The sequence below is a fragment of the Mesorhizobium sp. USDA 4413 genome (assembly GCF_056280365.1).
The window spans coordinates 1,703,894-1,722,893 of sequence record NZ_JBVPRP010000001.1; the positions used below are offsets into that span (position 1 = coordinate 1,703,894).

The following is a 19,000-nucleotide window of genomic DNA, read 5'->3' on the forward strand; positions in this document are numbered from 1 at the left end:
GACTTTCATGTTTCGATCCTGCCGTAGCGGTGCTCCAGCCAGCGCAGCAGCACCACGGAGCAAAGGCTGATGACGAGGAAGAAGGCGCCGACCAGCGTCATCGGCTCGATGTAGCGGTAGTAGGTGTTTGCGACGCTCTTGGCCTGGTTCATCAGCTCCAGCACGGTGATCGCCGAAAGCAGCGGCGTCTCCTTGAACATGGCGATGAAATAATTGGCCAAGGCCGGGATCATCGGCGGGATCGCCTGCGGCAGGATGATATGCGTCCAGGTGTGGCGGCCGTTGAGATTGCAGGCCTTGGCCGCTTCCCACTGGCCGCGTGGCACATTGTCGATGCCGGCTCGATAGACCTCGGCCGTATACGTGCCGTAGTGCAGGCCAAGCCCGATGACGCCGGCCACCAGCGGCGGCAGCAGGATGCCGATATCGGGCAGCACGTAGAAGATGAAATAGAGCTGCACGAGCAGCGGCGTGCCGCGGATGAACTCGGCGAACCAGCCGACGCTGCGCGCCACGATCCGGTTCTCCGACCGCCGCGCCAGCGCGATCGCGAGCCCCACGATTGCCGCCAGGATGGACCCCAGAATAGTCGCCAGGATGGTGATCTTCACGCCCTGGATCAGGGTCGGCATGATCTCCCGGACGAAGTTCCAATCCCACTCCATCAGACGCGCACTCCATCGAGGCCGCGCGCCATGCGGCGCTCCAGCGTGCGAACGCCCCAGGAGATGATCAGCGCCAGCGCGAAATAGATGACCAGCACGGAGGCGAAGGGCATCAGCGTGCTACCGGTCTGCGAGCGCACCACCTGCGCCTGGAAGGTCAGGTCGGCGAGCGAGATTAGCGAGACGACTGACGTCGCCTTGAGCAGCTCGATCGCGTTGTTGCCGAAGGTCGGCAGCATGACCAGCAGCGCCTGCGGCAGAATCACGTGGCGCATGCCTTGCCAGCGGCCGAGGTTGAGCGCCGTGCAGGCCTCATATTGCTCGCGGCCGACCGACAGGATGGCGCCGCGGACGACCTCGGCTGCGTAGGCGCCGACATTCAAGCCCAGCGCCAGCACACCGGCCTGCAGCGGTGTCAGCGACAGGCCGGCGAAGGGCAGCACAAAATAGGCCCAGAACAGCTGCACGAAGATCGAGGTGCCGCGGAAGAATTCGATATAGGCCGTGGCGATCGCGCGCAGGATGAAGAAGCGCGACACGCGTCCCATGCCGGCAAGGAAGGCCATGATCAGCGCAAGCACCGACCCCATCAGCGTCAGCTCGATGGTGACAAGCGCTCCCTGCAATATCAGGCCGAGATAGCCGGACCACTGGGTCATGAACTAGAAGTTTCCCAACATTGATGTGCTTGGCATCTGCCCCGCTCAGAGAGGCAGAGACGCCGGTTTACCCTCCGTAGCTGCAGCGCAGCTGCTGCGAAGGACGGGTAGGCAGATGAGGGGCAGCGCGAACCTTGAAATGCTGGCGCCGCCCCTCATCCGGCCCTTGCCAAAAGTGCTCCTTACTTCGCCGAGCAGAGCTTCTCGCGCGTCGTCGACATCGCGGCCGCGGCCGAGAAGCCGTAGGGCTCGATGATCTTGGCGAACTCGCCGGACTTCTTCATCTTGGCGAGCTCGACGTCATAGGCGTCGCGCAGCGCCTCGTCGCCCTTCTTGAAGGCCGCCCCGTCGCAATAGACCGGCGCGCCCTGCACCGGCGCGATCACTTCGAGGTTCGGGTCGTTGGCCTTCTTGACCAGGTCGTTGATCGACAGCACCGGCAGCGAATAGGCGTCGATACGGCCGTCCTGCACCATCTTCAGCCCGCTCTGACCATCGGGCACGACGATGACGCGGTCGCGCGGCACGCCGGCGTTCAGCGCCAGCTTCTCCTCGGTGCCGCCGCCCGGCGCGCCGACGGTCGCCGATGTGTCCTTGGCGATGTCCGCATAGCTCTTGAAGCCCTTCGGATTGCCCTTCTTCACAAGGAGCGCCTCGGCATCGCACAGCACCGGCTCGGAATAGGCGACCGCCGCGCAGCGTTCCGGCTTCATGAACAGGCCGGCTGTGACCACGTCGAAGCGTCCGGCCTGCAGGCCGGGGATCATGGCGCCATATTCGGAGATCGAGGCGACGATGTCGTTGATGCCGAGGCGCTTGAAGATCTCGCGCGCCACGTCGGGCGCTGCGCCTGACACCTTGCCGTCCGCCGCAACCGCCGTATAGGGCGGCTCGTTGGCGATGGCGACGCGGGCGAAGCCCTGCTGCTTGAGCTGCTCGAGCTTTGCATCGTCCGCAGACCGCGCGCCGGAGGCGAGCAGCATCGTGGTGACCGCAAGGCCGGCGACGCCAGCCAGAATGCCAAGTTTCTTCATCGTTCCCAACTCCTTGTTTCTCTTCTTGGTTGCTTGGTTCGGTACGGCCTTGGGCCGCCCTGGGACGACTGCGTCGCCCGCGGACGACTACGTCGCCCGTTTGCATAGCGGTCAGACGCGATGTCCGGCCGCGATGATCTTCTTCAGGAAGCTCTGCGTTCTTTCTTGTTTGGGGTGGCGGAAAATCTCATCGGGCTTGCCTTCCTCGACGATCCTTCCGCGGTCGAAGAACAGCACGCGATCGGCAAAGTCGTGGGCGAAGCCCATCTCATGGGTGACGAGGAGCATCGTCATGTCGGTCTCGGCGGCGAGCTTGCGCATGACGTTGAGCACCTCCTCGACGAGTTCAGGGTCGAGCGCCGAGGTGACCTCGTCGAACAGCATGATCTTGGGCGACAGCGCCAGCGCCCGGGCGATCGCCACGCGCTGCTTCTGGCCGCCGGACAACTGCGCCGGCATCGCTTTCGCCTTGTCTGCGAGGCCGACCATATCGAGCAGTTCCATCGCCCGCTTCTCGGCGGCGGCGCGCGCGACGCCCTTGGTCAGCATCGGCGCCAGCGTCACATTGTCCATGACGCATTTGTGCGGGAAGAGATTGAAGAGCTGGAAGACCATGCCGATCTTCTGGCGCATCCTGGCCAGGTGCCGCTCGTCGGCCGGCAGCAGCTGGCCGTTGCGCTCCATGTGGTAGAGCTGCTCGCCATCGACCTGGATATGGCCGCCGTCGATCCTCTCCAGCGTCATCAGGATGCGCAGGATCGTCGTCTTGCCGGACCCGGACGGGCCGATCAGCGCCAGCTTCTCGCCCGGCATGACCTGCATCGACAGTCCGTCCAGCACCTTGAAGGCGCCGAAGCTTTTCGAAATCGCATCGACCTTGATGATGGGCGCGGGCAAGTCCATTCCCCGTTCTGGAGAAGCCTATGCCCTTAACGATGCGAAACGTGCCAAATCATGTCAATCGGGAAAATAATATCATGACAATATTTCCGGCGCGGCACAATTTCAGGGCAATCTGAGCTCCATTTGTGCATCAGATGGCGAGCAGGAGATGCTCCGGATCGCCGAGCAGCAGCTTGGCGACAACGCTCAAGCCCGCGCGCAGTTCCCCCTCCGTGGTCGACCCGAGCGAGATACGGATCGCGGGATGCCAAGGCGTGTTCGCGATGCGGAACGAAGTGCCCGGCGCGATCGCCACCCCGCGCAGGCGCGCCTGCGCGACAAAGCTCTCCTCGGCACGGTCGCCCGGCAGTTCGAGCCATAGATGCAGCCCGTCGCGATGACAGCGATAGTCGACGCCCGTGAGCACTTCCGCGGCGATCTCCTGCCGGCGTCTTAGTGCGCCGCGCTGCCATTTGACCAGCTCCAAAGCCGTGCCGTCATTCACCCAGCGCGTCGCGATCTCCGCCACCATCGGCGTCGCCATCCAGTTCGAGACGAGATGGCGGTTGGCGACAGCGGCGACATAGCGGTCCGGTACCGCGAGATAGCCGATGCGCAGGCCCGGCACGACGATCTTGGTGAAGGAAGTGACGTAGAGCGTCCGCTCCGGCGCGAAGGCGGCGACGGCAGGCGGCCGGCCCTCGACCAGGGGTCCGAGCACGTCATTTTCGATGATGGCGATGTCGTGCTTGCGCGCGACCGCCGCGATCTGCTCCCGCCTTGTGGCGTCCATCAAGGTCGCTGTCGGGTTGATCACCGACGGCTGGACGAAGACGGCGCGGATGTCCGAGAGGCGGCAGGCATCATCGAGCGCTTCGGGAATCAGCCCGTTGTCGTCGATCGGCAGGCCTTCCAGATTGAAGCCGAGATAGCGGGCAAGCGGGATCAGCGTGTGGTGGCCGATCGCTTCGGTAGCGACCGTGGAGCCGGGCGGCGCCACGCTCATCAACGCCACTGTCATCCCGGCGGTGGCGCCGTTGGTCAGGCTGATATTCTGCGGCGACGCCTCCAGCCCGCAAAGCTTCAGCCATTCGACCGCGACCGCGCGGTGGCGCGGGAAAACCATGTTCGGCCGGAACGACAGCGCCGAGCTCGACGGCAGGTTCTCGGAAAGCCAGCCCAGCGCCTGCTTCAGTTTTTCCAGATGCATCGGCTCGCAGACCGGCTTCAGGATCGAGAGGTCGATGACCTCGCCCAGCCGTTCCGGGATGTAGGGCGGTTCCGGCTCGCGGCGCTGCGTCTGCACGAAGCTGCCGCGGCCGACCTCGCCCGAGATCAGGCCGCGCCGGATCAGTTCCTCATAGGCGCGGCTGACGGTCTGCACCGACAGCTTCAGATCGTCCGCCAGCCGGCGGTGCGTCGGCAGCCGCGTGCCATTGGCCAGCCGACCGTCATGGATGGCGCGGGCGAACTGGTCGGCCAGCGAAAGATAGGCCGGGCGGCGGATGAGAGCAGGATCTGGCTGCCATAATGTCATGACTTATTAGAGATCGAAATCAGTGCAATTGACAATCGAAATAATGCGTCGTCATGGTGTCCGCAACGAAAGGCGGATCCCGCATGGCGGCAGTGAAACTCGACCCGATCGACCTCAGGATTCTCGACGCCATCCAGCGCGACGGGCGGATCACCAAGCTGGCCTTGGCCGAGAAGGTCGGCCTGTCGCCGACGCCGTGCTGGATGCGGCTGCGCAAGCTGGAGAAGGCCGGCATCGTCTCCGGCTATTACGCCGCGATCGCCATGCGCGCCATCGCGCCGGTGGCGACGGTGCTGATGGAGGTCACCCTGGCCAATCACCGCCAGGCGGACTTCGATCGTTTCGAGCGTGTGGTGCGCGGCGTTCCGGAGATCGTCGCCTGCTGGTCGGTGGGCGGCGGCGTCGACTACGTGCTGAAGGTCATGGCGCGCGATATCGACGCCTATCAGCGGCTGGTCGACAGCCTGCTTGAGCGCGAGATCGGCATCGACCGCTACTTCACCTATATCGTCACCAAGACGGTCAAGGACGAGACCGTGCTGCCGGTGGCCGATCTGCTGCCGGAGCAAGGGTGAGGCTCAGCGAAGCCCCTCATCCGCCCGCTTTGCCGCCACCTTCTCCCCGAGGGGAGAAGAGATTAGGCGCCGGCGCTCGCTCTCTCCTCTCCCCTCGGGGAGAGGTCGGATTGCCTCGAATTGCCCTTCGCAATTCGGCTGGCAATCCGGGTGAGGGGGAACCCTGCTCAGCCGCATGCAGACAGATCGTCTGCGGTAAGCGGCCAACAGAGACAATCTCTCTACATCGGACCGTCGAAACAGCCTCTCTGTCTCGATCGTACGACTAGTCTCTCCACATCGCCTCGGCACCGGGAGACCTGACTGATGTCCGCGCATTTCGCTCGCCCTCTCCGCCACGACGCACTCGACCGCCTCGCCGATCGCCGGCTGCTTCGCGATCTCGGCTATGTCGGTGGCCACTGGACCGCCGGCCAGGGAGCGGCGAGCTTCGAGGTCACCGACCCCGCCACCGGCTCAACCGTCGCCTTTGTCGCTGCGCTCGATGGCAGGCAGACGACTGAAGCGATTGACGCAGCCTCCCGCGCCCTGCCGGCCTGGCGCTCGGCGCTGCCGCAGGAGCGCTCGAAAATCTTGCGAAAATGGTTCGACCTGATCATCGCCTCCAAGGACGATCTGGCGCTGCTGATGACGCTCGAGCAGGGTAAGCCGCTGAAGGAATCGCTGGGCGAGATCGACTACGCCGCCTCCTTCGTCGAGTGGTATGCCGAGGAAGCGAAACGCCTCAACGCCGAAAGCGTCACCAGCCATCTGCCGAATACCGAGATGTCGGTGCGCCGCGAGCCGATCGGCGTGGTCGGCGTCGTGACACCGTGGAATTTTCCGTCGGCCATGCTCACCCGCAAGGCGGCCGCGGCCCTCGCTGCCGGCTGCACGGTGGTGGCGCACCCGTCTTCGGAAACCCCGCTATCGGCGCTGGCGCTGGCGGAACTCGGCGAGCGCGCCGGGCTGCCGGCCGGCGTCTTCAACGTCGTCACCGGCGATGCGCGAACCATCGTCGGCGCGATGTGCGCCGATGCGCGGGTCCGCGCCATGAGCTTCACCGGCTCGACCGAAGTCGGCCGGCTGATCGCCGCGCAGAGCGCGCCCACCATGAAGCGGCTGGTGATGGAGCTCGGCGGCCACGCGCCACTGCTCGTCTTCGACGACGCGGATATCGACAAGGCCGTCACCATCGCGCTCGACGCCAAGTTTGCAACGTCTGGCCAGGACTGTCTCGCCGCCAATCGCATTTACGTGCAGCGGCCGATCTACGACCGCTTCTGCGCCGCTTTCGCGCGCCGCATCGAGCAGCTCCACACCGGCAACGGTCTATCCGCGGACGCCGATATCGGGCCGCTGATGCATGAGCGCGCGGTCAAGAAGGTCGAGGAGCAAGTCGCCGACGCGATCGCTCGAGGCGCGCGCTGCCTTGTGGGCGGCAAGCGCCACGCGGCCGGGCCGCTGTTCTACCAGCCGACGCTGCTCGTCGATGTGCCGGACCAAGCTCTGATCATGCGCGAGGAGACCTTCGGCCCTGTCGCCGCCGTCACGCCCTTCGACGATGAGGCGGAAGTCGTCGCCCGCGCCAACGCCACGGAATACGGCCTCGTCGCCTATGTCGTTACCGAGAATGGCGCCCGGCAGGCGCGTCTGGGCCGCGCGCTGGACTACGGCATGGTCGCGATCAACCGCGTCAAGATCACCGGCGCGCCGATCCCCTTCGGCGGCGTCAAGCAGTCCGGCATCGGCCGCGAAGGCTCGCGCCACGGGCTCGAAGCCTTCACCGATCTGAAATATCTCTGTCTCGACGTGGCCTGAGCGCCGCCCGGACCGCCTTCAAGGAGTCAAAAAATGCTCGAACAATCCAATGAACTCTCGGCTTGGGATCGCGACCACTTCTTCCATCCCTCGACGCATATGGGCACGCACGCGCGCGGTGAATCGCCAGCCAGGATCATGGCCGGCGGCGAAGGCGTCACCGTCTGGGACAACACCGGCAAGAAGAGCATCGATGCGTTTGCCGGCCTCTATTGCGTCAATGTCGGCTATGGCCGCCAGAAGATCGCCGACGCGATTGCGGAGCAGGCTAAGAACCTCGCCTATTACCACGCCTATGTCGGCCACGGCACCGAGGCCTCGATCACGCTCGCCAAGATGATCATCGACCGCGCGCCGAAGGGCATGAGCCGGGTCTATTTCGGCCTCTCCGGCTCCGACGCCAACGAGACCAACATCAAGCTGATCTGGTATTACAACAACGTCCTCGGCCGTCCCGAAAAGAAGAAGATCATCTCACGCTGGCGCGGCTATCACGGCTCGGGCGTCATGACCGGTTCTCTGACCGGGCTCGAGCTCTTCCACAACGCCTTCGACCTGCCGCGCGCGCCGATCCTGCACACCGAGGCGCCCTATTACTTCCGCCGCGCCGACCGCTCGATGAGCGAGGAGCAGTTCTCGCAATATTGCGCCGACAAGCTGGAGGAAATGATCCTCGCCGAGGGCCCGGATACGGTCGCCGCCTTCATCGGCGAGCCGATCCTCGGCACCGGCGGCATCGTGCCGCCGCCGGCCGGCTATTGGGCAAAGATCCAGGCCGTGCTGAACAGATATGACGTGCTGCTCGTCGCCGACGAGGTGGTGACCGGCTTCGGCCGTCTCGGCACCACGTTCGGCTCTGATCATTACGGCATCAAGCCGGACCTGATCACCATCGCCAAGGGCCTGACCTCGGCCTATGCGCCGCTCTCCGGCGTCATCGTCTCCGACAAGGTCTGGCAGGTGCTGGTCAAGGGCTCCGATAAGCTCGGCTCTCTCGGCCATGGCTGGACCTATTCGGCGCACCCGATCTGCGTTGCCGCCGGCGTTGCCAATCTCGAACTGATCGACGAGATGGACCTGGTGAGGAACGCCGGCGAAACCGGCGCGTATTTCCGCGCCGAGCTTGCCAAGGCCGTCGGCGGCCACCGGAATGTCGGCGAGGTGCGCGGCGACGGCATGCTGGCCGCGGTCGAGTTCGTGAAGGATCGCGACGACCGCGTCTTCTTCGATCCGGCGCTGAAGGTCGGACCGCAGATCGCTACCGCGCTTGCCGCGAGCGGCGTCATCGGCCGCGCCATGCCGCAGGGCGACATCCTCGGCTTCGCGCCGCCGCTCTGCCTGACTCGCGAGGAGGCGGACATCATCGTCGCCAAGACCGCCGACGTGGTGAACAGCGTGCTTGCCAGCATCTGAGAAGGACATCCGAGAAGCGATATGAATGCCATGACCAGAACCGTTCCCGCCACCATGGCCGCCGTGCAGCTCACCGGCCATGGCGGCCTGGAGAAGCTCGTCTACCGCACCGACGTGAAGGTGCCGGCTCCTGCCGCCGGCGAGGTGCTCATCAAGGTCAGCGCCTGCGGCATGAACAACACTGATGTCTGGGTGCGCCAGGGCGCCTATGGCACCGAGGAGGATGCGGCTGCCGTTTCGACCTGGCGCCGCCAAGGCAACACGCTGATCTTCCCGCGCATCCAGGGCACCGACACGGTGGGCACCATCGTCGCCGTTGGCGACGGTGTGCCGGCGAACCGCGTCGGTGAGCGCGTGATGGTCGACTTTTCGATCTACAACCGCGACGACGATTCGCTGGCCGACATCGACTATATGGGCCATGGCCGTGACGGCGGTTATGCCGAATACCAGGCGCTGCCGGCCGAGAACGCGCATGTCGTCGACACCGACTTGAGCGATGTCGAACTCGCCACCTTCTGTTGCGCCTATCTCACCGGTGAACAGATGCTGGAGCGCGCAGGCTTGAAGGCCGGCGAACGCGTGCTGGTCACTGGCGCCTCCGGCGGCGTTGGCTCCGGCATCGTGCAGCTGGCGCGGGCGCGCGGCGCCATCCCCTATGCCGTCGTCGGCAAGGGCAAGGAACAGGCCGTGCTCGACATCGGCGCCGAGAAGGTGATCACGCGCGGCGTGGCCGACCTGCCAGCCGCCGTCAGCGAGTCCACCGGCGGCAAACCCATAGACGTGGTCGCCGACCTGGTCGGCGGCCCCATCTTCAACGACCTCTTACGCATCCTGCGGCCCGAAGGCCGCTACACCACGGCGGGCGCCATTGCCGGGCCGGTCGTGCAGCTCGATCTCCGCACCATGTATCTGAAGCAGCTCCAGCTCCACGGTTCCAGCCAGGGCACGCGCGCCGACTTCCGCCGCATCGTCCGCTACATCGAGGAAGGAAAGATCAAGCCGCTGGTCGGCGGCGTCTACAAATTGTCGGACTTCCACCGCGCCCAGACAGACTTCATGGGCAAGGACTTCGTTGGCAAGCTGGTGGTGGTGCCGGACGCGATGTGGAGCGGCGCCTGACCCCGGAAAGAGCGCCCGGCGCGGTCAGCCATCGCCATGGTCTAACGAAGCGGCGGCTATCCCCTAGGATCTCAGCCGCTCGAGCATAGGCTCCGTCAGCGGGATGGATTTCCGCTCGGCAAGATTGAAGAAGACCGTTTTGGCAGGCAGCTTCGCCGCAAGCTCGCCGCCATGGAGCCTGCGCATCTCGTAGTCCGTCTGGATGGACGTGCGGCCGATGTAGGCTCCGTCAGCGGGATGGATTTCCGCTCGGCAAGATTGAAGAAGACCGTTTTGGCAGGCAGCTTCGCCGCAAGCTCGCCGCCATGGAGCCTGCGCATCTCGTAGTCCGTCTGGATGGACGTGCGGCCGATGGCGGCGATCGTCAATTGCGGCTGGCTCGGCTCCGTTGCAGCCAGCCGTTCAGACCGTTCGGCCATGCGATGACGAAGACCGCCAGCAGCAGTCCAAGCCCGATGTTGCGATAGTCGGACAATTCCCGCATGCCTTCGTCGGCCAGCATAAGCACGGCGGCGCCGAGCAGGGGGCCCCATATCGAGCCGAGGCCGCCGATGACGATCATCGCGATCAGGAACAGCAGCGTCGAGAAGGAAAATACCGTCGGGCCGACGACACGGAAATGGATGGCGTAGAAGCCACCGGCGATCCCGGTGAAGAAGGCGGAGACCGCGAAGATCCAGAGCTGATATTTGAAACGGCTGATGCCGCGCGACATGGCGTAGCCCGGATTGTCCCGCAGCGCCCGGAAGGCGAGGCCTAAGGGTCCCCTGATGACGACGATCGAGATCGTCACCGCGACTGCCAGCAGCGCCAGCCCGACATAATAGTGGGCGACGTACCATTTCGACGGGAACAGCGCGCGCAAGCCGATATCGCCGAACTGGCCGATGCCGCGCACGCCGCCGAACAGCGGCATGCAGCCTCCGACGGTGGTGAAGCAGTCGGTGTCGTTGACGATGAGCACATACATGACCTGCGCGATCGCCAGTGTCAGCAGCGCTACATAGGGGCCGCGCAGCCGCAGGCAGGCGAGGCCGATCAGCATGCCCACCGCGACGGTGATCACGCCGGCCGTCGGGATAGCGGCGAGCATGGGCACTTTCCAGTAAAAGCCCAGCATCGCGGTGGCATAGGCGCCGGTGGCGAACAGCGCCATCTGCGCCAGCGAGAAGATGCCGCCAATGCCCAGCACCAGGTTCCACTGCACCACCACGATCGCCCAGATGAAGAACAGCGTCGACTGGGTGATGACGTAGCGCCCCGGCATGGCGATCGGCAGCGCGATGGCGAGAGCCAGGCAGACGAGGCCGATCAGGATGTCGCGTCGGACGGATTTCATAGACGCACCACCTGCTGTTTGCCGAACAGGCCGTAGGGCCGCCAGATCAGCACGAGAATGACGAGAAGCAGCAAGGTGGCGAAGCTCCAGCGCACGCCGAGTACATACTGGGTGGCGGCCTCGAGCAGGCCGAGCGCGATCGCCGCGATCACGGCGCCATAGACATTGCCGAGCCCCGCAACCACGCAGACGATGAAGGCTTTCAGCATCGGGTCGCCGCCCATTACCGGCGTCAGCGTGGCGATCGAGCTGATCATGATGCCGGAAACGGCGGCGAGCGCGCCCGAGAGCGCCAGCACCTGCGCGTAGACGCGGCCGACCCTGACCCCCATGAGCTGTGCCGCCTCGCGGTTCATGGAGGTGGCGCGGATGGCGCGGCCGGTGCTGGTGCGCTGCAGGAGGATGGCGACCGCCACCATCAGCACGATGGCGATGCCGAGGATGAACACGTTCTGCTGCGGTACGTGCACATTGCCGATGACGACCTGGCCGCCGACCGCGAGCGGCTGCGGGATAGGATAAGGTCCGAAACCCTTCAGCATCAGATTCTCGATGACGCTGCCGATGCCGATCGTGGCGATGAAGATGTTGGTCTCGAAATTCTCGGCTCTGAGCAGCGGCAGCGCCGCGCTGAAATAGATCAGCAATCCGACCAGCGCGCAGACGAGGGCGGCGGCGAGCAGCGCCAACGCTGGGTGCAAGCCGGCATGGACGATGGCCGCGTAGCAGATATAGCCGCCGAGCGTCAGGATGGCGCCATGCGCCATGTTGAGCATGTTGAGCGAGCCGTAGACCAGCGAGAGGCCTATGGTGGCCACCGCGTACATGGCGCCGAGCGTCAGGCCGGAAGCGACGATCTGGATCAGGACGTCCACCGCTCACACTCCGAGATAGGTTTCGACGATTTCCGGGCGCGCCATCAGCTCGGCGCCCAGGCCCGACCAGGCGATGCGGCCATTGTCGAGCAGGTGGATCATGTCGGCATGCTCGGCGATCCGCTCGGCATTCTCCTCGACCAGAAGGATGGTGCGGCCCTCGCGCCTGAGGTTGAAGATCACCTCATAGATCTGCTCGATGACGATCGGAGCCAGTCCGAGCGAGGGCTCGTCCAGCATCAGCACCTCGCCGCCCGCCATCAGGCCGCGGCCTATGCCGCACATGCGGCGCTCGCCGCCCGAAAGCGTGCCGGCGGTCTGGTTGCGGCGCTCCTTCAGCTTCGGCAGCAGCGCAAAGACGAAGTCGAGCCGCTCGGCCAGTCCGCCGGCGTTGGCATAGGCGCCCATCAGAAGGTTCTCGTGGACGGTCATTGCCGGAAAGAGCAGATCGCCCTGCGGAACCTGGATGACGCCGCGCTCGACGATCTGGTCGGGGCGCAGGCGGTCGATGCGCGAGCCGTCGAGGCGGATCTCGCCGGACGTCACCGGGACAAGCCCGGAAATCGCCTTGAGCAAGGTGCTCTTGCCATGGCCGTTGGGGCCGACAATGGCGGTGAGTTCGCCCTTCCTTGCCGACAGTTTGATGGCGTCGAGCACGATGCGGCCGGCATAGCCGGCGCTGACGTCGAAGATCTCGAGCGCCGCCTCAGCCATGCGTGTCTTCCATGAAGGAGCGCAGCCGATCGGAGGCGCCCTGGCCGAGATAGACGTCGACGACGGTGCGGTCGTCGAGGAGCTTTGTCGGCAGACCTTCGAAGATCTTTTCGCCGTGATGCATGATCATCATGCGGTCGGAGAGGCGCACCAGGAAGCGCATCACATGCTCGATGAGGATGATGGTGACCCCTGCCGCCTTGATGGCGCGCACGGCATCCATCACACGGTCGACCTCACGCGCAGTGAGGCCGCCGACCGGCTCGTCCATCAGAAGCAGTTTCGGCTTCGTCGCCATGGCGCTCGCCATCATCAGGAGCTTGCGGTCGAGCACCGGCAGCTTGCCGGTGACCTTGTCGGCGCGGTCGCCGATGCCGAGCATTTCAAGCGCGGCGTCGGCGGCCTGATGCGCGGCGCGGCCGGCGCGCAGCGTCGGCACGGCCCGGTTGCTGCGGCCGAAATAGGCGCCGACCAGAACGTTCTCGCGCGCGGTCATGCTGTCGAAGCCGGCATTGAGCTGGAAGGTGCGGGCAACGCCGGCATGGCAGATCTGCTCGGGCGCATGCCGGGTGATGTCCTGGCCGTCGAGCACGATCGCGCCTTTGGTGGCCGGGTTCAGTCCCGAGATCACCTCGAACAGCGTCGTCTTGCCGGCGCCGTTCGGTCCGCCGATGCCGAGGATTTCTCCAGCCCCGACATCGAAGGACAGGTCGCGCACTGCCGCGAGCGCGCCGAAGGACTTGCCGACATGCCTGCACGACAGCAATGGCGTCGCGGCGGCGTCTCCCGTCATACGGCTATGCCTTGATCCATGGCGGCATCATGAACTTGGTCGTGCCGTATGGCGCCGGCGCGATCAGGCCCGGACCCTTGGTGTAATCCTGGATCTGCAGAAACTGATGCGGCATGCCAAGCGATGAATCGTTGACCTGGGTCGGATAGGTGTAGGCGGCGTTCTCGAGCGGCATGAAGCGCGTCGTGCCGGTGACGCCGCGCCATATCATTGCGCTCATCCGGGCCGCAACCTTCCGGTTCTGGTCGTTGTTGCCGGGTTCGCCCGTGCCGCCGGCAAGTGCCGCCGCGGTCGCCCAGACATAGGCGCCGTCATAGGGCTGCGCGCCGGAATTGTGGCCGGCATTCGGGCCGAACTTTTCCTTGTAGCGCTTCTCGAAGGCGGTGCCGATGTCGTCCTGCAACGCGCCGACGACGGTCGCGTAGATGATGCCGTTGGCCGCCTGCTTTGCGATGTCGCGGAAGGCCGGGATCGACGGGCCGTACTGCATATAGATAAGGCTCGGCGTCGGGTTCGAGGCGAACTGCAGCGCGAACTGCCCGAGATCGGCGGGCAGGAAGTGGGTGATGCAGATCACCGCCGGCGGATCCTGGCGGATCTTGGCCAGTGTCGGTCCCCATTCCGAAGCGGGCACGCTGACAGTCTCGAACAGGCTGATGTCCCAGCCATAGCTCTTGGCCTGTTCCTTGACCGCGTTGGCGATGTTGGAGGCATAGACGCCGGCCGACAGGATCACCGCCATCTTGTTGTTCTTGCGCTTCCACTCGCCATTTTCCTCCAATTGCTGCAGGAACTTCAGGAAGCCGGGACCATACCAGTATTCGGCGGGGTCGCCCTGGAAGGAGCCCCAGTAGCGGTCCGGATTGGATTTCACCAGATTGTTGTGGCCGATCGTGGTGTCGTAGTGGACATAGATGATGCCGTTGTCGGCGGCGACCTCCTGGATCGCGGCGCCCGAGCCGATATTGTAGCCGTTGAGGATCGCATGCACACCGTGCCGGTCGACAAGGCGCTGCGCCGCCTGCACGTTGGTGGCGTCGCCCATCTGCGCGGTGTCCTCGAAGGACGGCTCAAGCGGTCGGCCGAGAATCCCGCCAAGCGCGTTGATCTCCTCGCAGGCGAGCGTCAGACCGTTCTTGAACTCGATGCCGTCGGGGGCGGCGAAGTCGGTGGTCGGGCCGCACTGGCCGACCGGGATCGGATCGCCTTCGGCGCGCGCCTCGTTGTTCATCGCAAAGAGCATGGCCGGCATGCCGGTCAGCGTCGCGGCGGTCGCAAGCCCGCCCTTGATCAGGAAGTTGCGGCGGGAGCCGGCAATCACATTCGGCGTGGTGAGTTTCGAACTGCGCTTCATCTCGATTCCCCTTGCAAGTTTTTTGTCAGTTTATGTTTTTGACCAGTTCGGCCGCCTGGTCGATGATCGCCGTCTGGTGCGGCTGCGCCGACATTCCACCCCATTGCCCCATCAGCTGGTCCCACGGGTCCTCGACGCCGGTGCGGTGTCCGCAAAGCTCCTCGATCACGGCGAGACCGCAATAGGGCACGTACATTTCGGAGTAGCCGCCCTCATGCGTCATCACCAGGCGCCCGCCGCACAGCTCGCGCGCCGCATCGAGCAGCATGCGCGCCAGCCTGCGGTAGCCGCTGGAATTCATCAGCATGCGTCCCATCGGATCGACACCGGAGGCATCGAAGCCGGAGGGCACCACGATCAGCTCCGGCTTGAAGCGCGTCAGCGCCGGGATCACCACGCGCTCGAAAGCCGCGGCGTAGGCGCCGGGGCCCGACCCGGGCGGCAGCGGGACGTTGATGTTGAAGCCCTTGCCCTTGCCCTCGCCATTCTCGGCGATCGCGCCGGAATTGGCCGGGAACAGATTGTCCTGATGCAGCGAGATCGAAAGCACGCTCGGATCGTCGTAGAAGATCGCCTGTGTGCCGTTGCCGTGATGCACGTCCCAGTCGACGGTCGCGATCCGGGTGAGCCCGTGCAGCTGCTGCGCATGCCGAATGGCGATGGCTGCGTTCGAGAACAGGCAGAAGCCCATGCCGACATCGGCGGTGGCGTGATGGCCGGGCGGACGGATCAGCGCATAGGCGTTGTCGACCTGGCCCGTGATGACGGCTTCGATGGCCTTGATGGCGCCGCCGGCCGCTAGGAGCGCGATCTCATAGCTGCCGGCGCCAAGCGGCGTCAGCGAGCTGGCGTCGCCATAGCCGCGGTCGCTGATCTCCCTGATCTTGGCGATATGCGCCGGCGTGTGGACCCGCGACAGCTCCTCGACCGTGGCGCGTCGCGGCTTGATGGTGACCAGATGGTCGAGGATGCCGCTCACTTCCAGGAGGTTGCGCAGGCGGCGCTTGGTCTCGGGATTTTCCGCATGGGTGCCGGGCTGAACCGTCAGGCTCGGCGGGAAGACCTGGGCCCAGTTCCAGGTGTTGTGCCAAAGATAAAGTTCGTGGAAAACGAAACCAGTCGCCATGCGGCTCCACCCAGCATATCTCGGCTGGATGATTGCGCGCCACATCAGCGCTGTCCCGACACCTTCGGGTAACGGGTGGGTTTTTTGACCCACCCATTCGGGTGGTTAGCCGACCAGATGACGCTCCATTGAGCCGTCGAGCCCGATTTCCTTCAGCTTGAGGACGGCTTCCGTCCGGCTTGAGACGCCGAGCTTGCCGAAGATGTTCTTCAGGTGCCATTTGACCGTGTCGGGCGCCATCGACAGCGTCTCGGCCAGCTGGCGGTTGGTGTAGGCGCGCAGAAGCAGGGCGGCGACATCGGTTTCCTTGCTGCTCAGCATTTGCTTCTTCCCGGCGACTGCTATCGGGCGCGTGCGTTCCGGCGCGGTTTTGTCCAGTTCGCGCAGAAGCGTGTCGACAAAGGTGGCGGTGCTGGAATTGCGCGACCATGCCGGAATTCGAGAGCGGGCGAATTCGAGCACCTCGCGCATCGGCAGGCCCTCATCGATGAGGGAGCGCAATGCATTCTGCGGCAGCGCCAGGGTGACGACATCGACCGCCGCCGCCAGGGCCAGCAGCGTTTCGCCCGCGCTGTGCGCGGCGATCGCGACAAGCGCGCGCACCTGCATGAAGCCGCGCAGGCGGCCGTCGCGGCGCATGCGTTCGGCGATACGGTCGAGCACCGCGATGGCCTTCGCCGGGTGGCCTTCGGCGATCAGCACGCGCGCGGCGCCGATATGGGCGTATTCGTCGAGCGGATGGATCGGGGCGGGCCGGCTTTCGGCCGAAGGCTCAATGCCGCGCGAACGCAGCGCTAGCCGGGCGGCGCGGACGTCGCCGCGCGACAAGAGCAGCCGCACCCGCTCGTTCAAGGCGGCAGCCGTCAGCCGGCGGTAGCGCTTCTCGATGCCCAGCCGCTCGGCGCGTTCGAGGAAGACTATGGCCTCGTCGTGCCGCCCATGCGCGGCGGAGAGTCGCGCCAGATGCAGCTTGCAGGCCATCTCGTGCACGACCAGCCCGCATTCCTCGATGATCTGCCGGTGCTGGTGCAGGATGCGCTCGGCGCCCTGCAGGTCGTTCCATTCATAGGCGAGCTCGACATGGAAGATCGCCGTCATCGCCTCCGTGTAGGAACCGGACCCGAGGCGCTCGCGGGCGAGCCGGCAGGCGCGGTCGAGCAATTGGTGCGCCTCGGCGAGATTGCCGGCGGAAATCTCGACCAGCCCCAGCAAGAGGTCGCAATAGACGATGCCGAAGACGGAATTGGCGGCGGCGTGATGGTCGCGCGCCGCGAGGCTGCGCAGCCGCGCGGCGTCCAGCTCGCCAAGCGAATAATGGCTGAAGGCGCAGATATTGGCGAGCGTGCCGCGCGCGAAGGGCTCGTCTTCGGGAAAATCCGCCAGCCAGCGCGAGGCGACGCGGGTCGCGGTGCGCGAGCGGTCGGTGGCACTGATGACGCCAGCCGTCAGCGTCTGCAGCTCGGCCTTCAGCGAGCGCGTGGTCGCGCGGTCGATCTCTCCGCGCTCGGATAGCTGCCCGACAAGGGTTTTGGCCTGTTTGAGGATGCGGACCGCCTGGCGCGGCCGGCTCATGTGGAACTGCGCCCAGACGCGCGCCAGGAGCAGGCGAGGGCGGGCGGCGATCAGCTCGGGGGGGAGCTGGTTCAGCCACTCCGTCAGCCTGGGAATGTGGCCCTGCATGGTGAGCGGCATGGCGCATTCCTCGACAAGGCGCGCGGCATGGTCGGCATCGCCGCTGGCAAGCGCATGGTCGACCGCGTCGGAGATATGGCCCCGGGCCGCCAGCCAGGCGGCGGCGGCGCGATGCAAGTCCTTGCGTGCCTCCGGCGCCCAGGCATCCAACCTGTTGCGCAGGAATTCCGAGAACAAATGGTGATAGCGGAACCATTGTCCCGTGGAATCGAGCGCGATGAGAAAAAGGTTAGAGTGTTCGATGGTCGCCAGCGCCGCGGCGCAGTCCCGTCCAGGACAAACGGCCTCGACGAGGCCAAGGCAGAAGCGGTCGAGGATCGAGGTCCTGAGCAGGAAATCCTGGATCTCGGGCGCCTGGCGGGCGAGCACGTCGTGAGTCAGGAACATCGCCACGTCGCGCTGGCTGCCGGAAAATTCGGCGATGAAGGCTTCTCTCGATCCTTCATGCGCCAACGCCAAAGCGGCCAGCTGCAGGCCGGCCGGCCAGCCTTCGGTCTTGTGGTGGAGCGCCACCACGGCCGAGACGGCAAGATCGAGGCCGCAGACATTGGCAAGATAGTCCTCGGTCTCCTCGAGCGAAAAGCGCAGGTCGCTGTCGCCGAGGCTGACGACATGCCCCTTCATCTTCATAGGGGCGAGCTCCAGCGGCAGCTCGCCGCGGGTTGCGAGCACGATGCGCAGGGCCGGCGGGGCATAGGCGACCAGCATGTTGATGCAGGCGGCGATCTCGCCGGAGACGATCAGATGCGCATCATCGAGGACGAGGTAGATCGGCGCGGCGTGCCGCGACAATTGGTTGATGATGGCGGTGAGGATGGAATCGACCGGGGTCACGGGACTGGAGTCGATCAGCGATTCCGCGTTGCCGGCAATATCGGGATCGACGCGGTGGAAGGCTGCGGCGAGATATTTGAGGAAGCGGGCGAGATCATTGTCGAGCCGGTCGATCGACAGCCACGCGACCTGGGCTATGCCGCCGGATATGCCGGCCGCCCATTGTGACAGCAGGGTCGATTTGCCGAAGCCGGCAGGCGAGGTCACCACCGTCAGCTTTCCCGCCGTCGCGGCGTCCAGGGTGCGCAGCAGCCGCGGCCTCTGAACCAGGGCGTCGCGCAAATAAGGCGGCTGGAGCTTCGTCTCTATCAGCATCTGGTTCTCGGCTGCTGCTTTCGGCGCTTTTAATAAACGCGCCGTGCGGCGCGGAGGCAATGGCCGGGCTACGCGGGCGTAGCTCGCTGGTGGCGATGCTGCGCCAAACAGCGGCGATACGCCGCCCAGGTCATTGCGGCGCCCGGGCCTCTGAGTTATTTTAGCGGTTCATTGGATGCGCAGCCTGCCTTACTGTCGCAGGCACGTTTCCTTGCCGTTTTGGCGGATTGTGAAGTCTTTAACAGACCACGATGTCGTAAGCTGCGTTCTG

At 65.3% G+C, this 19,000-nt stretch carries 16 protein-coding genes; 4 read left to right on the top strand and 12 right to left on the bottom strand.

Features of this window, described 5'->3' with window-relative positions; translation table 11 throughout:
• Positions 1-5: 5 nt before the first annotated feature.
• The 5 genes from ehuD to ehuR form a co-directional block, all read right to left on the bottom strand.
• Positions 6-665, bottom strand: coding sequence for an ectoine/hydroxyectoine ABC transporter permease subunit EhuD (gene ehuD, locus ACVMIM_RS08370; RefSeq protein WP_476111548.1), 660 nt, complete (start codon positions 663-665; stop codon positions 6-8).
• On the bottom strand, positions 665-1,324 hold the full coding sequence (ehuC, locus tag ACVMIM_RS08375; protein WP_040994212.1) for an ectoine/hydroxyectoine ABC transporter permease subunit EhuC: 660 nt from the start codon (positions 1,322-1,324) through the stop codon (positions 665-667). The genes ehuD and ehuC overlap by 1 nt, the downstream gene beginning before the upstream one ends.
• A 182-nt stretch (positions 1,325-1,506) precedes the next feature.
• Positions 1,507-2,358, bottom strand: coding sequence for an ectoine/hydroxyectoine ABC transporter substrate-binding protein EhuB (gene ehuB, locus ACVMIM_RS08380; RefSeq protein ID WP_040994214.1), 852 nt, complete (start codon positions 2,356-2,358; stop codon positions 1,507-1,509).
• A 111-nt stretch (positions 2,359-2,469) separates the two neighbouring features.
• Positions 2,470-3,255 (bottom strand): ectoine/hydroxyectoine ABC transporter ATP-binding protein EhuA, encoded by a 786-nt coding sequence (gene ehuA / locus ACVMIM_RS08385; RefSeq protein ID WP_040994216.1) that lies wholly within the window; start codon positions 3,253-3,255, stop codon positions 2,470-2,472.
• A 136-nt stretch (positions 3,256-3,391) separates the two neighbouring features.
• On the bottom strand, positions 3,392-4,777 hold the full coding sequence (ehuR, locus tag ACVMIM_RS08390) for a MocR-like ectoine utilization transcription factor EhuR (protein ID WP_476111549.1): 1,386 nt from the start codon (positions 4,775-4,777) through the stop codon (positions 3,392-3,394).
• A gap of 83 nt (positions 4,778-4,860) precedes the next feature.
• On the opposite strand from ehuR, the gene ACVMIM_RS08395 reads away from it, so the two are divergent.
• The 4 genes from ACVMIM_RS08395 (at position 4,861) to ACVMIM_RS08410 (ending at position 9,687) form a co-directional block, all read left to right on the top strand.
• A complete protein-coding gene (locus ACVMIM_RS08395; RefSeq protein WP_476111550.1) occupies positions 4,861-5,352 on the top strand; it encodes an Lrp/AsnC family transcriptional regulator in 492 nt (163 codons plus the stop codon).
• Positions 5,353-5,658: 306 nt separating this feature from the next.
• The gene (locus ACVMIM_RS08400) at positions 5,659-7,152 is read left to right on the top strand and encodes an NAD-dependent succinate-semialdehyde dehydrogenase (protein WP_476111551.1); all 1,494 of its coding nucleotides are present in this window, start codon (positions 5,659-5,661) and stop codon (positions 7,150-7,152) included.
• A 33-nt stretch (positions 7,153-7,185) separates the two neighbouring features.
• Positions 7,186-8,565 (top strand): aminotransferase, encoded by a 1,380-nt coding sequence (locus ACVMIM_RS08405; protein WP_476111552.1) that lies wholly within the window; start codon positions 7,186-7,188, stop codon positions 8,563-8,565.
• A gap of 21 nt (positions 8,566-8,586) precedes the next feature.
• Positions 8,587-9,687, top strand: a complete 1,101-nt coding sequence (locus tag ACVMIM_RS08410; protein WP_476111553.1) for an alcohol dehydrogenase family protein — start codon at positions 8,587-8,589, stop codon at positions 9,685-9,687.
• 364 nt (positions 9,688-10,051) lie between these two features.
• Here ACVMIM_RS08410 and ACVMIM_RS08415 read toward each other — a convergent pair whose 3' ends face one another.
• From ACVMIM_RS08415 to ACVMIM_RS08445, 7 genes are all read right to left on the bottom strand, one after another.
• A complete protein-coding gene (locus ACVMIM_RS08415; RefSeq protein ID WP_476111554.1) occupies positions 10,052-11,026 on the bottom strand; it encodes a branched-chain amino acid ABC transporter permease in 975 nt (324 codons plus the stop codon).
• On the bottom strand, positions 11,023-11,901 hold the full coding sequence (locus tag ACVMIM_RS08420; protein ID WP_476111555.1) for a branched-chain amino acid ABC transporter permease: 879 nt from the start codon (positions 11,899-11,901) through the stop codon (positions 11,023-11,025). The genes ACVMIM_RS08415 and ACVMIM_RS08420 overlap by 4 nt, the downstream gene beginning before the upstream one ends.
• A gap of 3 nt (positions 11,902-11,904) precedes the next feature.
• Positions 11,905-12,615, bottom strand: a complete 711-nt coding sequence (locus ACVMIM_RS08425; RefSeq protein ID WP_476111556.1) for an ABC transporter ATP-binding protein — start codon at positions 12,613-12,615, stop codon at positions 11,905-11,907.
• On the bottom strand, positions 12,608-13,408 hold the full coding sequence (locus ACVMIM_RS08430) for an ABC transporter ATP-binding protein (RefSeq protein WP_476111557.1): 801 nt from the start codon (positions 13,406-13,408) through the stop codon (positions 12,608-12,610). The genes ACVMIM_RS08425 and ACVMIM_RS08430 overlap by 8 nt, the downstream gene beginning before the upstream one ends.
• A gap of 4 nt (positions 13,409-13,412) precedes the next feature.
• Positions 13,413-14,762: an ABC transporter substrate-binding protein gene (locus ACVMIM_RS08435; RefSeq protein WP_476111558.1), complete on the bottom strand. Its 1,350-nt coding sequence runs from the start codon at positions 14,760-14,762 to the stop codon at positions 13,413-13,415.
• Positions 14,763-14,787: 25 nt separating this feature from the next.
• Complete coding sequence (locus ACVMIM_RS08440) at positions 14,788-15,888, bottom strand: class II histone deacetylase (protein ID WP_040994237.1); 1,101 nt, start codon at positions 15,886-15,888, stop codon at positions 14,788-14,790.
• Between the two features lie 105 nt (positions 15,889-15,993).
• The gene (locus ACVMIM_RS08445) at positions 15,994-18,729 is read right to left on the bottom strand and encodes a winged helix-turn-helix domain-containing protein (protein ID WP_476111559.1); all 2,736 of its coding nucleotides are present in this window, start codon (positions 18,727-18,729) and stop codon (positions 15,994-15,996) included.
• Between the last annotated feature and the right edge of the window lie 271 nt (positions 18,730-19,000).

Excerpts from the sequence above, each read along its gene's own strand:
- ehuD (WP_476111548.1), bottom strand. The coding sequence starts at position 665 with ATGGAGTGGGATTGGAACTTCGTCCGGGAGATCATGCCGACCCTGATC.
- ehuC (WP_040994212.1), bottom strand. The coding sequence starts at position 1,324 with ATGACCCAGTGGTCCGGCTATCTCGGCCTGATATTGCAGGGAGCGCTT.
- ehuB (WP_040994214.1), bottom strand. The coding sequence starts at position 2,358 with ATGAAGAAACTTGGCATTCTGGCTGGCGTCGCCGGCCTTGCGGTCACC.
- ehuR (WP_476111549.1), bottom strand. The coding sequence starts at position 4,777 with ATGACATTATGGCAGCCAGATCCTGCTCTCATCCGCCGCCCGGCCTAT.
- ACVMIM_RS08395 (WP_476111550.1), top strand. The coding sequence starts at position 4,861 with ATGGCGGCAGTGAAACTCGACCCGATCGACCTCAGGATTCTCGACGCC.
- ACVMIM_RS08400 (WP_476111551.1), top strand. The coding sequence starts at position 5,659 with ATGTCCGCGCATTTCGCTCGCCCTCTCCGCCACGACGCACTCGACCGC.
- ACVMIM_RS08405 (WP_476111552.1), top strand. The coding sequence starts at position 7,186 with ATGCTCGAACAATCCAATGAACTCTCGGCTTGGGATCGCGACCACTTC.
- ACVMIM_RS08410 (WP_476111553.1), top strand. The coding sequence starts at position 8,587 with ATGAATGCCATGACCAGAACCGTTCCCGCCACCATGGCCGCCGTGCAG.
- ACVMIM_RS08415 (WP_476111554.1), bottom strand. The coding sequence starts at position 11,026 with ATGAAATCCGTCCGACGCGACATCCTGATCGGCCTCGTCTGCCTGGCT.
- ACVMIM_RS08425 (WP_476111556.1), bottom strand. The coding sequence starts at position 12,615 with ATGGCTGAGGCGGCGCTCGAGATCTTCGACGTCAGCGCCGGCTATGCC.
- ACVMIM_RS08430 (WP_476111557.1), bottom strand. The coding sequence starts at position 13,408 with ATGACGGGAGACGCCGCCGCGACGCCATTGCTGTCGTGCAGGCATGTC.
- ACVMIM_RS08435 (WP_476111558.1), bottom strand. The coding sequence starts at position 14,762 with ATGAAGCGCAGTTCGAAACTCACCACGCCGAATGTGATTGCCGGCTCC.
- ACVMIM_RS08440 (WP_040994237.1), bottom strand. The coding sequence starts at position 15,888 with ATGGCGACTGGTTTCGTTTTCCACGAACTTTATCTTTGGCACAACACC.
- ACVMIM_RS08445 (WP_476111559.1), bottom strand. The coding sequence starts at position 18,729 with ATGCTGATAGAGACGAAGCTCCAGCCGCCTTATTTGCGCGACGCCCTG.